13 protein-coding genes are annotated in these 14,953 nt (G+C 69.2%); all 13 read right to left on the bottom strand.

Translation table 11 applies throughout. From position 1 onward, the window contains the following. Positions 1-145: 145 nt before the first annotated feature. A complete protein-coding gene (locus AC1DTW_RS13480; protein WP_477981652.1) occupies positions 146-940 on the bottom strand; it encodes a competence/damage-inducible protein A in 795 nt (264 codons plus the stop codon). A 15-nt stretch (positions 941-955) separates the two neighbouring features. Then, on the bottom strand, positions 956-1,867 hold the full coding sequence (locus AC1DTW_RS13485; protein WP_477981653.1) for an EI24 domain-containing protein: 912 nt from the start codon (positions 1,865-1,867) through the stop codon (positions 956-958). Between the two features lie 23 nt (positions 1,868-1,890). Further along, positions 1,891-3,174, bottom strand: a complete 1,284-nt coding sequence (locus AC1DTW_RS13490) for a YncE family protein (RefSeq protein WP_477981654.1) — start codon at positions 3,172-3,174, stop codon at positions 1,891-1,893. Positions 3,175-3,238: 64 nt separating this feature from the next. Then, positions 3,239-4,069 (bottom strand): creatininase family protein, encoded by an 831-nt coding sequence (locus AC1DTW_RS13495; protein ID WP_477981655.1) that lies wholly within the window; start codon positions 4,067-4,069, stop codon positions 3,239-3,241. Beyond that, on the bottom strand, positions 4,069-4,887 hold the full coding sequence (locus tag AC1DTW_RS13500) for a TIGR00266 family protein (protein ID WP_477981656.1): 819 nt from the start codon (positions 4,885-4,887) through the stop codon (positions 4,069-4,071). The genes AC1DTW_RS13495 and AC1DTW_RS13500 overlap by 1 nt, the downstream gene beginning before the upstream one ends. Positions 4,888-5,004: 117 nt before the next feature. After that, entirely contained in the window at positions 5,005-5,673 is a 669-nt protein-coding gene (locus AC1DTW_RS13505) for an HAD family hydrolase (protein ID WP_477981657.1), read from the bottom strand. Between the two features lie 84 nt (positions 5,674-5,757). Continuing rightward, a complete protein-coding gene (locus AC1DTW_RS13510; protein WP_477981658.1) occupies positions 5,758-7,128 on the bottom strand; it encodes an aldehyde dehydrogenase family protein in 1,371 nt (456 codons plus the stop codon). Further along, positions 7,125-7,955, bottom strand: coding sequence for a gamma-glutamyl-gamma-aminobutyrate hydrolase family protein (locus AC1DTW_RS13515; RefSeq protein WP_477981659.1), 831 nt, complete (start codon positions 7,953-7,955; stop codon positions 7,125-7,127). The genes AC1DTW_RS13510 and AC1DTW_RS13515 overlap by 4 nt, the downstream gene beginning before the upstream one ends. 1 nt (position 7,956) lies before the next feature. Then, a complete protein-coding gene (locus AC1DTW_RS13520) occupies positions 7,957-9,096 on the bottom strand; it encodes an iron-containing alcohol dehydrogenase (RefSeq protein WP_477981660.1) in 1,140 nt (379 codons plus the stop codon). After that, positions 9,093-10,676 carry an ABC transporter substrate-binding protein gene (locus tag AC1DTW_RS13525; RefSeq protein WP_477981661.1) on the bottom strand — a complete coding sequence of 528 codons (1,584 nt, stop codon included), beginning with the start codon at positions 10,674-10,676 and terminating at the stop codon, positions 9,093-9,095. Before AC1DTW_RS13525 ends, AC1DTW_RS13520 begins: the two co-directional genes overlap by 4 nt. Before the next feature lie 14 nt (positions 10,677-10,690). Then, positions 10,691-12,079 (bottom strand): glutamine synthetase family protein, encoded by a 1,389-nt coding sequence (locus AC1DTW_RS13530; protein ID WP_477981662.1) that lies wholly within the window; start codon positions 12,077-12,079, stop codon positions 10,691-10,693. Between the two features lie 19 nt (positions 12,080-12,098). Beyond that, on the bottom strand, positions 12,099-13,211 hold the full coding sequence (locus AC1DTW_RS13535; protein ID WP_477981663.1) for a 2-aminoethylphosphonate--pyruvate transaminase: 1,113 nt from the start codon (positions 13,209-13,211) through the stop codon (positions 12,099-12,101). A gap of 28 nt (positions 13,212-13,239) precedes the next feature. Beyond that, complete coding sequence (locus AC1DTW_RS13540) at positions 13,240-14,952, bottom strand: putative 2-aminoethylphosphonate ABC transporter permease subunit (protein WP_477981665.1); 1,713 nt, start codon at positions 14,950-14,952, stop codon at positions 13,240-13,242. Position 14,953: the final 1 nt, after the last annotated feature.

The following is a 14,953-nucleotide window of genomic DNA, read 5'->3' on the forward strand; positions in this document are numbered from 1 at the left end:
CGCACAGGAATGTAGCAGAAAGCATGCCCGCGACGCCTCGCCGGCGCTGCCGGCCAAGCCCGAAGCCGCACCGGGCGCGGGCTGCAGGCCGGCGACGAAATCAGGCTCCGGATCGGTGCAGGCGTCCGCACTGTACCGGGGCGCGCTATCGCACCAATTCCGGGCCGAGTTTCGCGCCATGCGCGGCGAGCCCGTCGAGCAGCACGCGGTACGCCGCATCGAGCAGCTCGGGGCGGCCCTTGACGCCAAGTTCGATGTGCCGGCCGTAGGACGCGTGGTCGACACTGGGCAGGCTGAAGACCTTGACACCGTCGAACTGCGCCTCGATGCGCTCCATCAGCGGCGTCAATGTCGCCTCCATCGCGCCGAACACGATGACCGATTTCTCGCGCGTCGCGCCCTGCCCGTGCAGCTCGGCGTAGTGCCGGTCGAGCACCCATTCGATCATCGGCCAGGCCATCACCGGGAACCCCGGCACGAAGTGGACCTTGTCGACGCTGAAGCCGGCGATCTTGTTGTACGGGTTCGGGATGATCGTCGCGCCCTCGGGGAACACGCCCATGTTCAACCGGTGCACGTTGTCGTGGCGCTCGGGTTCGAACGGAATGCCCTGCTCGCGCGCCGTGTCACGCATGCGTTCGAGGATCAGCTCGCGCGCCTGCGGGTGCAGTGCGAGCGGCACGCCGAGCGCGGCCGCAGCGCACTGGCGCGTGTGGTCGTCGGGCGTCGCGCCGATGCCGCCGCACGAGAACACGACATCGCCGGACTCGAACGCGTGCTTCAGGTCGGCGGTGATGCGCGCCCGATCGTCGCCGACGTAACGCGCCCAGCTCAGCTCGAGGCCGCGCGCACCCAGCAGTTCGATCACCTTGGGCAGATGCTTGTCGGCGCGTTTGCCCGAGAGGATCTCGTCGCCGATGATGATCAGGCCGAAGTTCATGGAGGCTCTCGAAGCTCAGTGGGAAGGGCTGCCGGCCGCATCGCCGGGCGGCAGCGGCGTCAGGCGCGTGTCGTCGATCGGCTCGGCGTCGCGCCGCGCGGTGCCGCGCGGCGGCAGGATCTCGAACGGCTCGCGCTCGGCCCGCAGCGCCTGCAGCGCCGCCAGCGTGAAGTGCGCGAACCACAGTGCCGAGAACGCGAACACCAGCGTGTAGATCCAGACCGCGACCGGCACCAGCACCGGCGCGAACACGATCGCCAGCGCGCCCGAGGCCCAGACCAGCGACGGCGCCGCGCCGAGGTAGCCGGTCAGCACGCCCATGCCGAGCAGCGTCGTGCGATGCCGCCGGACGAGCTCGCGCCGCTCGTCGGCGCTGGCGTGCTCGGCGAGCACGTCGTAGGTCATCACGCGGTAGGTCAGCCAGCCCCAGATCAACGGCGGCACGATCAGCACGAGCGGCGGCACGAACCACAACGGGATCGAGACCAGCAGCGCGAGCAGCGCCGCGAGCGTCGCCCACAGCGCGCCGAACGTGCTGCCGAGGAACGAGCCGCCATGCTTGCGCTCGAGCAGCGGGAAGCGCCGGCCCGCGACCAGCGTGACCATCGCCGGCGTCATGAACGCGGCGACCAGCAGCAGCGACAGCACGACGATCAGCGGCGTCGTCAGGAACACCACGATCATCGGCGCCAGCACGGTCTTCAGGCCCGTGAGGCCGACGCCGTCGAGCCAGCCGACCATCGTCCTCAGGATCGCCCAGGAGTCGAAGGTCGAGCGCACCGCGTCGATCGCCGGCTCCCAGAAGAAGTAGCCCAGGCCGAGGGCCAGGCCGGCCATCAGCAGCAGCGGCAGCAGCGACAGCACGATCACCCGCAAGTGCAGGCAATAGGCGGCGGCGCGCCAGAACGAGTCGAACAGTCTCTTCACGATGCGGGCCCGGCGATCGCAGCTCAGCGCATGTTGCCGGTGTGCCCCAGCGAATACCGGCCCGGCTGCGGCCACACCGTCAGCCCATGCGGCTCGGCGCCGACCTTGATCTGCGCGACCGCGCCGCTGCCCGTGTCGAATCGGTAGACGACGTTGTCGTAGCGCGCGGCCAGCCACAGCCACTTGCCGTCGGCGCTGACGTTGCCCATGTCGGGGCTGCCGCCGCCCGGCACGGGCCAGCGCGCGGTGACCTTCTCGGTCGCGAAGTCGATCACCGTGACGCCGCCGTCGCCGAGCTTCGGGCCGTGGATCTCGTGCGAGCCGCGATTCGCGACGTAGAGGAGCTTGCCGTCGCGGCTCGGGTACAGGCCGTGCGCGCCGATCCCGGTCGGGATGAAGCCGACCTTCTTGAACGATGCGGTGTCGACGATGTGCACGCCGTCGGCATGCATGTCGGCGATGTAGAAGCGCTTGCCGTCGGGCGCGCTGCGGATGTCCTGCGGCATGCCCTTGTTGACGGCGCAGATTTCGGTCTCGCCGGGCTGCCACGGCTGGCCGGGCGCGGTGCGCGGCGCGCCCTTGACCTCCTTGAAGCGCGTCGCCGGCATCTGCAGCAGCAGGTAGCCGAGAACCTTGTGCTCGACCAGGTCGATCTTGACCAGCGAGCCCGAGAACTCGCAGGTGAAGATCGCGAACCGGCCGTCGATCGCGAAGTCGGCGTGGTTGATGCCCGGGCAGCCCGGCGTGTCGATCGAGAACTGCAGTGCCATCGTCTTCGGGTCGCGGAAGTCCAGCCGCTTGCGCGCCTCGGCGACGACGATCGCCGACTTGCCGTCGGGCGTCGCGTACATGTTGTACGGGTCGTCGACGCCGACCGGCTTGCCGGGCTTGCCGGTGCGTGGATCGATCGGCGTCAGGCTGCCATCGGTGCGGCCCTCGGCATTGTTGGTGACCCACAGCGTGCGCATGTCCCAGGACGGCACGATGTGCTGCGGGCCGACGCCGACCTTGAATCGATCGACCACCTTCATCGCGGCGGGGTCGATCACGTAGACATCGTTCGAGCGCAGGTTCGGCACGTAGACGCGCTCGAGATCGCCGCCCAGCGCGGCATCGACCTTGCCGGCCGCGGTCTCGCTGTAGAGATTGCGCGGATCGGGCACCGGCGCCATCCCGGGCACCGGGACGATCGCGGCCGGCGCAGCCGATGTCGTGGGCGCGCTCGCGGCGGCGCCCTGAACGCGGTTGGCGGCCAGCAGGCCGATCAGCGCCGCCAGGCCCAGCCCGCAGGCCAGGGTCTTCTTCATCGCAAACTTCATCTGGACTCTTTCATCCGACTGTCTTCGGGTTTCGCGGGTATTTTCGACGAGCTCAACGCGCCTGCGTCAGTTGCCTGATCTGTTGAACGGATTTGTCGACGATCGCGTCGACCCCCAGCTGCCCGAGCTCGGCGCTGGCGCGGCGCGGATCGCCGTGCACGCCCTCGCGCGCACCGGCCTTCGCGGCCTGCGCCAGCGCGTCCTGCCGCACCATGGACGGGTCGATCGCCAGCATCAGCGCGGTATCGGCCAGGCCCGCATGGGTGCCGATCTCGTCCGGGCCGAAGCCGCGACCGGCGAGCGCCTGCACATAGGCCGTCTGCGTGACGCGATAGTAGTCGACCAGCGCATGCACCTTGCAGCCCGGCTGCGCGGCCCACTCGCGATTCAGCTTCGCCGCGACCTTCTCTTCGCTGTGCTGGTAGCCGCCGTGGTCGCCGAGGAAGACGACATGGCGAAAGCCGTGCTGGCGGAAGCCGCGGGCGGCGGACTCGAGCACCGCCTCGAAGGTCGCATCCGGGATCGTGATCGTCCCGGCGAAGCGCATGTGCGCGGCCGGCGGAGAGATCGCGCCCTCCGGCACGTAGGCCATCACCGGCGCCACCAGCGCATTGCCAAGCCGCTGCGCGATGCGCGCGGCGAGCACGCGCGCGCGCACGTTGTGCTTGCCCAGCGCCATGTGCGGCCCGCTCTGCTCGGTGCCACCGATCGGCACGAGCACGGTCGTCGCGCCGGCGGCGACGCGGTCGCGCAGCTCGGTCCAGGTCAGCTCCTCGAGGTAAGGGCTCGACGACGGCGCCGCCACAACCGGCCCGGCGACGCCGACCAGCAGCGCGAACAGCCAGGCCCGGGCCGACCCGCGCGTCGACGACCCGGTGCGCATCAGTCGTCGTCTCCGCCGAGCACGCTGCCGAGCAAGCCGCCGGCGCCGAAGCCACCGAGCACCGAGCCCTCTTCGCGCGATCCGCCGCGCTGCGGCGCCGCCGCGAACACGCGCGAGGCGAGGCGCGAGAACGGCAGGCTTTGCAGCCAGACCGTGCCGGGGCCGCTGACTTTCGCGAAGAACAGCCCCTCGCCGCCGAACAGCGCGGTCTTGATCTTGCCGACGTACTGGATCTCGAAGCCGACGTCCGGCGTCATCGCGACCAGGCAGCCGGTATCGACCAGCAGTGTCTGGCCCGGGCGCAGCTCGCGTTTCACGACGGTGCCGCCGGCATGCACGAACGCGAGGCCGTCGCCTTCGAGCTTCTGCATGATGAAGCCCTCGCCACCGAAGAAGCCGACCGACAGCTTCTGCTGAAAATAGATGCCGAGCGAAACGCCGCGCGCCGCGCAAAGGAACGCGTCTTTCTGGCAGATCAGCATGCCGCCCAGCTGGCGCAGATCCATCGGCAGGATCTTGCCCGGGTACGGCGCCGCGAACGCGACGCGCAGCTTGCCCGCGCTCTGGTTCGTGTAGACCGTCGTGAACAGCGACTCGCCGGTCACGAGGCGCTTGCCGGCGCCGAGCAGCTTGCCGAACAAGCCGGCGCTCGCGCCGCTTTGCGAACCGTCGCCGAACACCGTGTCCATCGCGATGCCGGCGTCCATGAACATCATGCTGCCGGCCTCGCCGACCGCGGCCTCGCCGGGGTCGAGTTCGACCTCGACGAACTGCATCTCGGAACCCTTGATCTCGTAGTCGACCACGTCCATTGCCATCGGTGAAACTCCTTTCGATTCAGACTGCAGATCGGCTGAACCCGGCGCGTCGGGCACGTGCGCGCGGCCGGGAAAGCCGCGATTATCGCGGCGCCCGCGGGCCGAGCCGCGGCGAGCTCAGCGCGCCAGTTCGAGCACCCGCCAGCCCGCCGCATCGGCGTGGCGCCGCAGCGATGCATCGGGGTCGACGACGACCGCTTCGCCGACCGCCCCGAGCAGTGGCAGGTCGTTGCTCGAGTCGCTGTAGAACACGGCCTCGGCGAGCAGCGCGGCCGGCAGCGCCTGCGCAGCCAGCCAGCCGTGCAGGCGCGTGACCTTGCCTTCGCGCATGTTCAGCACGCCGGCGGTCCGGCCCGTGCAGCGGCCGTCGAGCAGCTCGACCTCGGTCGCGAGCAGGTCGGCGATGCCCAGGTGCCGCGCGGTCAGCTCGGTCAGCACGCGGTTCGTCGCGGTGGTCAGCACCAGGCGGTCGCCGCGCGCGCGATGCGATGCGATCAGCGCGTGCGCCGACGCCGGGATCAGCGGCGCAATCACCTCGGCGAGGAAGCGCTCGCAGACGCCGCGCCACTCGGCCGGCGTGCGGCCGGCGAGCGTGGCGACATAGAACTCGCAGAAGTCCTGTGCGCTGACGCTGGCCGCGTGATAGCGCCGCGCCATCTCGGCATTGCGCGGCCCGAACTCGGCACGGTCGAGCAGACCCTGGTCCATCAGGAACTCGCACCACAGCTCGTCGCTGTCGCCGGACAGCAGCGTGTGGTCGAGGTCGAACAGCGCGAGCCGGGTCATTGGTGCCCTCCGCTGGCCGGGTACGGCCAGCGACTCCCCGAGGGAGTGTTCGCTTGCTTGGGGCGGCCCGGCGCGGCGCTCACGTCAAGGTCGGCGCAAGTGCCAGGCGCGGGGCCGTGTGAAGGTCTGGATGCCGAGTGTCGACAAGGTCAGGCCGACGCCGGAATCGCCGTGGCCCGACCACGGCAGCCGCGGGCTGACGCGGTCGCAGCAGTTCCAGTAGACGCTGCCGGCGTTGACCTTCGCGAGGATCGTCTGCGCGCGCGCTTCGTCGCGCGTGAACACGCCGGCCGTCAGGCCGTAGCGTGTGTCGTTCATCAGCGCCAGCGCCTGCGCGTCATCGGCAACCCTCTGGATGCCGATGATCGGGCCGAAGCTTTCCTCGCGCATCAGCGCCATCGTGTGGTCGACATCGCTGAACACGGTCGGCTCGAACCAGTTGCCCGGGCGGTCGGCGAGGCGCCGGCCGCCGACCAGCAGCTGCGCGCCCTTCGCGGTCGCGTCGGCCACCTGGGCGTCGAGCACATCGAGCTGCGGCGCACGCGCGATCGCACCGATGTAGGTGTCCTCGCTGGCCGGATCGCCGAGCCTGAAACCCTTCACGGCCGCGACGAAGGCCGCGACGAATGCATCGTGGATGCGCTCGTGCACGTAGATGCGCTCGACCGAGCAGCAGCTCTGGCCGGCGTTGTACATCGCGCCGTCGGCCAGCGACTCGGCGGCCGCCTGCACGTCAGCGTCGTCGGCGACATAGGTCGGGTCCTTGCCGCCGAGCTCGAGTTGCAGCTTGATGAAGCGCGCGCCGACCGCCTCGGCAATGCGCTTGCCGGTCGCGTGCGAACCGGTGAAGAACACGCCGTCGATCGGCTGCGCGAGCAGCGCCGCACCGACCGCGCCGCCGCCGACCAGCGCGACGAACACGTCCGGCGGGACGCCCGATTCGTGCAGCAGCCGCGCGATGTGCAGGCCCGTCAGCGTCGCGAACTCAGACGGCTTGTAGAGCACCGCGTTGCCGGCCAGCAGCGCCGGCACGAACACGTTGCCGCCGACGAAGTACGGGTAGTTCCAGGCCGAGATGTTGACGATCACGCCGAGCGGATCGAAGCTGATCACCTCGCGCGTGCCGCCGTCGTCGGCGACCTGTTGTGCGCCGAGCGTCGCCTCGGCCTGCGCGAGGAAGAAGTCGATGCGGCCGAGCAGCCCGTTGATCTCGTTGCGCGACTGGCGGATCGGCTTGCCGACCTCGGCCGTCAGCGTGACCGCCAGCGGCTCGACCTCGGCGGCGACCGCGACCCGAAAGCGCTGCAGGATCTCGAGCCGCTCGGCCAGCGGCCGTGCGAACCACGCCGGCTGCGCGGCCCGCGCCGCGGCCGTGCGTTCGGCGACGATCTGCGGCGTGGCTTCGGGGACTTCGGCGAGCAGCGCGCCGGTGGCAGGGTTGTGGATCTTCATCATGTCTTGCGTTTCTTGAGCGGGCGGCCCCACGAGGCGCGGGCGGCGCGTGCGGTGGCGAGAAAGTCGGTGAGGATGGCGCTGCCATCGAGCTGGCTCGTATCCAGCGATTTCAGCGCCAGGAACTCGGGGTGCCACTGCATCCCGAACACGTAGCTCGGGCCGCGCCAGCGGATCGCCTCGATGATGCCGTCGGGCGCGCCGAGCGCCTCGACGACCAGGTCGCGACCCAGGTCCTTCACCGCCTGGTGATGGATCGAGTTGATCTTCGCCTGCTTCACCCCCGGGTACATCTGCGCGAGGCGCGTGCCCTCAACAAGGTTCACGTCGTGCAGCGCGCGCTCGTACAGGTCGGCGTCGCGGTGCGAGATGGCCTGCGACACCTGCGTCGGAATGTCCTGGAACAGCGTGCCGCCGAGCGCCACGTTGATCAGCTGGCAGCCGCGGCAGATGCCGATGACCGGCTTGCCCGCGGCGACGAAGGCGTTGAACAGATCGATCTCATAGCGGTCGCGTACGCGGTCGCCGGACCATTCTGGCGTCAGCGGCGTCTCGCCGTAGCTCTCGGGCGCCACGTCGGCACCGCCCTGCAGCACCAGGCCGTCGAGGTGCTCGGCGTACGACGACAGGCTCATCTCGCTGCGCTGGATCAGGCCTTCGCTCTCGATCGCCGGGATCATCACCGCGAGCACCTCCTTCGCGAGCACCCAATGAGCCACCGACTGTTCGAGGTAATGCAGCGTCTTGGTGTAGACGCCGCCGAGGTCGAGCACCGGACCCACCGGGTGGTGAATGCGCGCAGAGATGCCGATGATCAGCGGGCGGGCCATGTCAAAAGGCTTCCGTGAAGAAGCGCTCGAAGTCGGCGGGGGCGCAGGCGCGCGGGTTCGTCGCATGGCAGCCATCCGCGGTCGCGATCTCGACGAGCCGCGCGAAATGCTCGCGCTTCACGCCGACCGCCGCCAGCCCGGGCGCGATGCCGATCTGCTGCTTCAGATGCGCGAGCCACGGCACGAACGCCGCGCCCGAGGCCGCACCGACGACATGCGCCAGTTCCGCGAACTTCTGCGGCACCGCCTGCATGTTGAACGCCATCACCGGCTCGATCATCAGCGCGTTCGCGAGGCCGTGGTGCAGGTCGCAGACGGTGCCCAGCGCGTGCGCGCACGAGTGCACCGCGCCGAGGTCTTTCTGGAACGCGATCGCGCCCATCATCGAGCTCATCATCATGTCGGCGCGCGCCTGAACGTTGCCGGGCTCGCGCACCGCCGCCAGCAACGCACGCGCACCGATGCGCGTGCCTTCGAGCGCGATGCCGTCGCACAGCGGGTGGTAGGCGGGCGACAGGTAGCTCTCGATGTTGTGCGTCAGCGCGTCCATGCCGGTAGCGGCCGTCACCGCGGGCGGCAGGCCGAGCGTCAGCTCGGGGTCGGCGAAGACCACTTTCGCGAGGATCGCCGGTGCGAAGATCACGCGCTTCACGTGCGTCGCTTCCTCGCTGATCACGCTGCTGCGCCCGACCTCGCTGCCGGTGCCCGAGGTCGTCGGCAGCGCGACGAAATACGGCAGTGCCGCCGCGTCGATGCTGCGCACCTGCGGATGATCCCAGACGTACTCCATCACGTCGCCCAGGTGCGTCGCGAGCAGGCCGACGACCTTGGCGACATCGAGTGCCGCGCCGCCGCCGACGCCGACCACGCAGTCGGCATCAAACGCCTTGTACGCCGCCGCGCCGTTCATCACCTGGCTGCCGGTCGGGTTGCCAAACACGCCGCCGTAGACCGCGACCGCCAGACCCGCCGATTCGAGCCCGGCCTTCAGCTCGGCGATCAGCGGCAGCGCCGCCAGGCCCTTGTCGGTGACGATCAGCGGGCGCTTCAACCCCTGCTCGCGCAGATGCGGGCCGACGAGAGCGCGCGCGCCGGCGCCGAAATGGATTGTGGTCGGAAACGAAAAGCGGGTGATGCTCATGGTGCGGTCTTGGCGTGGTCGGATTGGATGCGGGCCCAGCGCAATTCTGACGAATCGCTCGGCCACTGGACGACGCTGACGCGCTTGTTCATCGCCCAGGTCAGCGTGCGGCGGTAGAGAGGGATGAACGGCAGATCGTCGTTCACGATGCGCAGCGCGACGCCGACCATCGCGCGGCGCCGCGTCAGGTCGGGTTCGACGCGCATGTGGTCGATCAGCTCGTCGAGCTTCGGATTGCTGTAGCGCCCGGCGTTGAAGGTGCCGCCGCCGGACTTGTCCCAGCTGCGGAACAGCCCGTTCAGCGAAGCCCAGGCGTCGGGGTTCGGCGTCCAGCCGAATTCGAGGAAGCTCGCGCTCGCGGTGCTCAGCTTCGGGAAGAACTGGTTCGTCGGCGAGCTGCGCAGTGTGGCGCGGATGCCGACCTGCGTCAGCATCGCCGTCATCGCCTGGCAGACCGCCTCGCGCCACGGCACGTTGACGCAGTCGAGCGTCACCGAGAAGCCGTTCGGGTAGCCGGCCTCGGCGAGCAGCGCCTTGGCCTTCACGGGGTCGAAGGGCAAGCGCTTGTCGAGCTCGGGTGGCGAACCGTCGACCTTCGGCGACAGGAACGCGCCGGTCGGCACGCCCTGCCCGCGCAGCACCTTCTGCGTGATCAGATCGACGTTCAACGCCTGGTAGACGGCGCGCCGCACGCGCAGGTCCTTGAAGGGATTGCGGCCCTTCACGTCGCTGCCCTCGAGTTCGTCGCGCGCCTGATCGAAGGTCAGGTACTGCTGGCCGAGGTCGGTGACCTGCAGCAGCCTGATCGCCGGCTCGCGCTTCAGGCGCTCGATGTCCTGCACCGGCGGGTCGAGCACCAGGTCGATCTCGCCGGAGACGAGCGCCGCCAGCCGCGTGGCGTCGGAGCGGATCGCGACCCAGCTGATCTCGTCGAGGTTGCCGGAACGCTTGTCGCTCCCGCCCCACCAGCGCGGATTGCGCTTGAGCACCGTTCGCACGTCGGGCTCGAAGCGATCGACGCTGAACGGGCCGGTGCCGTTCGCGTTGCGCACCGCGAAGGTCTCCTGCTTGCCGTTGAAGTCTTGCGCCCTCTCGACCTTGTGCGCGATGCACCAGGCCTTGCTCATCATCGCGAGCGCCTGCAGCTTCTCGGGCAGCACGGCGTCGGGCGCTTCGAGCGCGAACTCGACCGTCAGGTCGTCGATCTTGTGCGCCGCCTTCACGCCCTTGAGCTGAAACGAGCGCTGCGAGGTCGGCCCCATCGCGCGCTCGATCGAGAACACCACATCGTCGGCCGTGAACGGCGTGCCGTCGTGGAACAGCACGCCGGGCCGCAGCTTGAAGCGCCAGGCGGTCGGCCCGGCCGGTTGCCACGACAGCGCGAGCGAGGGCTCGAGCCGGAACTGCGCGTCGCGGTTCACCAGCGACTCGTAGACCTGCGTGAAGACACGCGTGTGGTACAGCAGCGCGAGCGCGTGCGGGTCCATCGTCTGCGGGTCGAAGGCGCTGGCGATGCGCAGGCTCGCGGCACCCGCGAGCTGGCTCGCGAGGATCAGCAGCGCGAGCAGGCACTTCTTCATGTCAGCATTCCACTTCAGATGACCTCGAAGTAGCGCTTCAATTCCCAGTCGGTGACGCCGTCGAGCCACTGGCGCCACTCCCACTCGCGCGTCGCGGCGAAGTGATCGACGAAGTCATCGCCGAACCAGTCGCGCGCCACCTTCGATTGCTTGAAGATGCGTGTCGTCTCGATCAGCGTGCGCGGCGCGCGCGGGATGTCTTCGGCGCCGGCGTTCGTGCCGGTGATCGGCGGCTGCGTCAGCTTCAGGCCTTTCTCGACACCGTGCAGCCCGGCCGCGACGACCGCGGCCATCGCGAGGTACGGGTTCACGTCGGCACCGGGGCAGCGCGTCTCGAGCCGTGTCGCCTTCGGGCTGCCGGCGATCACGCGGAAGCTCGCGGTGCGGTTGTCCATGCCCCAGGTCGGCTTGACCGGCGCCCAGAAGCCGTCGACGAGCCGCTTGTAGCTGTTGATGGTCGGCCAGAACATCGGCGCCATCTCCATCAGGAAACCGACCTGCCCGGCGAGGTAGCTCTCGAACAGCTTGCTCATCTTGCGCGGGCTCTTCGCGTCGAAGAACAGGTTGTTCTTGCCATCGGACAGGCTCTGGTGGATGTGCCCCGAGCAGCCCGGATACTGCTGGCTCCATTTCGCCATGAAGCTCGGCATCACGCCGAAGCGCGCGCCGATCTCCTTCGCGCCGGTCTTGAACAGGATCGCGCGGTCGGCCTGCTCGAGCGCCTCGCCGAACGCGATCGCGACCTCGTAGACGCCGGGCCCGGTCTCGGTGTGCAGGCCCTCGATCGGCACGCCGAACAGCGGCATCTCGTCCATCAGCGCCTTGAAATACTCGCGCTTGTGGTTCATGCGCAGCAGCGAATAGCCGAACATGCCCGGCGTGATCGGCTCCGGGCCGACGCCGCGCTTGCCGGCCCAGCTCTGCGGCGTCTCGTTGAAGTTGAACCACTCGAACTCCATGCCGGTCATCGCCTGCACGCCGAGCTTCTCGGCACGCTTGAGCACGCGCTTCAACGTCTGGCGCGGGCAGATCGGCGACGGGCTGCCGTCGGGCCGCACGAACTCGCCGAGGAAGAACGGCACGCCGTCGTCCCAGGGCACGCTGCGATGCGTGTCGAGGTCGAGCCGCGCGAGCGCGTCGGGAAAGCCGTGCTGCCAGCCGGTCAGCGTCGCGTTGTCGTAGCAGTTGTCGTTCGCGTCCCAGCCGAACACGACATCGCAAAAGCCGAAGCCGCCGTTCGGGTGCGGCTGCGCGGCGCCGAGGAACTTGTCGATGTGCAGGTACTTGCCGCGCAGGATGCCATCGATGTCGCTGACCGCGACCTTGACCTTGCCGGTGCCCGATTCGCGCACCGCCGTCAGTGCCGGGTGTTCGTTCGCCGTCTTCGATTGCTTCGTCGCCACGTCGTCTCCCGTTGTTCGTTCAGCGTGCCCAGCCGAGCGCGCGCATCGCATCATCCACCGCATCGACGGCCTGGCGCATCTCGTTGACCCCGATGGCGCCGATGCAGCCGACGCGGAAGGTCTCGACCTGCGTCAGCTTGCCCGGGTACAGGATGAAGCCGCGCTGCTTCGCCTCGGCATAGAAGGCCTTGAAGTCGTAGCCCGGCACCGCCGGCGCATGGAAGGTCACGATGATCGGCGCCTGCAGCGCGGGCGCCAGGAACGGCTTGAAGCCGAGCCCGGTCATGCCGTCGATCAAGGTGCGGGCATTGTCGGTGTAGCGCGCGAGCCGGGCCGGCTGGCCGCCTTCTTCGACGAACTGTGCGATCGCCTCGCAGAGTGCGGCGACCACGTGCGTCGGCGGCGTGAAGCGCCACTGACCGGTCTTCTCCATGTAGGCGTGCTGGTCGAACAGGTCCATCGCGAGCGAGTGCGAGCGGCCCTCGCAACCGGCCAGCACCGCGTTGCGGATGAACACGAAGCCCATGCCCGGCACGCCTTCGAGGCACTTGCCGCTGGCCGCGACCAGCGCGTCGAAGGTGAGCGCGCGCGCGTCGATCGGGAGCGCCGCGAACGAGCTCATCGCGTCGATGATCAGCCCCTTGCCGTGGCGCTTGCAGACGTCGCTGATCGCCTGCAGCGGGTTCAGCACGCCGGTGCCGGTCTCGCAGTGGATGAAGCCGACGTGCGTGATGCTCGGGTCGGCGGCGAGCTTCGCGTCGAGCGCCTCGGCGGACACGGCCTCGTCTTCCGGGTGCGACATGATCGTCGTGCGCCGCCCCATCAGGGTCGCGAGCCGGCCCAGGCGCTTGCAGTACGCGCCGTTGTCGAGCACCAGCAGGTGGCCGCCCTGCGCCGGCGGCGGCACGAGCGTCGCGACCGCGGCCTCGACCGAGAACGTGCCGCTGCCCTGCAGCGGCACGACGACGTGCGAGTCCTGGCCGTCGATGATCGCCAGCAGCTGGCGCCGCAGCCCGGCGGTCATCGCGACGAAGTCGGCGTCCCACGAGCCCCAGTCGCGCAGCATCGCGAGCTTGGTGCGCAGCGTCGTCGTCAACGGGCCGGGGGTCAGCAGGATGGCGTCGCGGTCCACGGTGTCGGTCTCCTTGTGTTGTCGTGATCTATCGCCCGCCGCGCCAGGCCTGCGTGCTGCGGTTGATCCACCACCCGAGTGCGATGAACAGCAGCGTGACGAGCGTCGAGCCGGCCGTGATCAGCACCGCGCAGGCCGCGGCGGCGCCGGCCTCGCCGGCCTCGTCGAGGTTCAGGATCGCGATCGCCGCGACCTTGGTGCTTGGCGAATAGAGGAACACGACCGCCGAGATCGTCGTCATCGCGTTGATGAAGAAGTAGCGCGCGATGTCGAGCAGGGTCGGCGTGCAGATCGGCAGGGTCACGCGCCAGAAGGTCTTGAAGAACGGCACCTTCAGCGACGCCGAGACCGATTCGAACTCGGCGTCGAGCGCCTTCAGCGCGGTCACGGCCGTCAGGTGGCCGGTCGTGTAGAAGTGGACGATCGTGCACAGCACCAGCAGCGGCAGCGTCTGGTACAGGCCGTTCAACGGGTTGCCGGGCAGGTTGAAGAAGAAGATGTAGCCCAGGCCGAGCACCAGGCCCGGCACCGCCATCGGCAGCATCGCGAGCAGGCGCACGACGGGTCGCAGCGCGTCCATGCCGCGCGTCTTCTCGAGCATGTAGGCGCCGATGAAGACCAGGATCGTGCCGAAGAACGCGGTGCCGGCCGCGAGCATCAGGCTGTTGACGAAGGCGTCGCCGACCTCGGCGTCGACCAGCCCCATCGTGTAGTGCTTCCACGTCGGCGCGAGGTTGTAGGGCCAGAAGCTCGCGAACGACGCGAACACCGCCATGCCCAGCATCGCGAGCATCAGCGCGCCGATCAGCAGCGCATACGCCAGCATCAGCGCATCGAAGGCGCGCGCCGGCTTCGGCCGGTACGGCACCGCGCGGGCCGACAGCATCGCAGTCTGTTTGCGGCTCACGAGCCAGTCGACGACGAAGGTCAGCACCGCCGGCAGCAGCAACAGCAGGCCGACGACGGCGCCGCGCTGGAAGTCCTGCTGGCCGATCACGAGCTTGAAGACATCGGTCGCGAGCATGTTGAAGTTGCCGCCGATCACCTTCGGGATGCCGAAGTCGGTCATCACCAGCGTGAACGACACGAGCGCCGCCGAGATCAGCCCGTACTTCGCGCCCGGCAGCGTGATCGTGAGGAACTTGCGGCGCGTGCTCGTGCCGAGCGCGTCGGCGGCCTCGTAGAGCCGCTGGTCGGCGAGCGACAGCGCGGTGATCAGGATCATCAGCACGTGCGGGAACACCGCGAAGCATTCGGCCATCACGATGCCCGGCGCGCCGTAGATGTTCTCGAAGCCGAACGCGCGCACGACGCCGAGCAGCACGCCCTGGTTGCCGAACCAGTAGATCAGCGAGAGCGCCGACAGCAGCGACGGCGCGAGCAGCGGCACCAGCGCGATCGTGCGCAGGCTGCCCTTCAGCGGCATGCAGCTGCGCGACAGCGCGTAGGCGAAACCGAAGGCCAGCGGCAACGCGATCAGCGTGACCGCCATCGAGACCCCGACGCTGTGCCACAGCGAGGTCAGCAGCGAGGGGGTCGCCAGGTAGCTCGTGAAATTGACGAGGCCGGCGAACGCGCCGTCGGCGTTCTGCAGCGACTTGACGAGGATGCTGGCGAGCGGCAGCGCGAGGAACACGACCAGCGCCAGCACGAGCAGCAGCATCAGCGCATGCGCAATGCGGTCGGTCCAGTGCGCGCGCTGGCGCAGCGCGACGGTGGGCAGCGGCAGCACGGCCGACATG

The sequence above is a fragment of the Rhizobacter sp. P5_A1 genome (assembly GCF_056400745.1).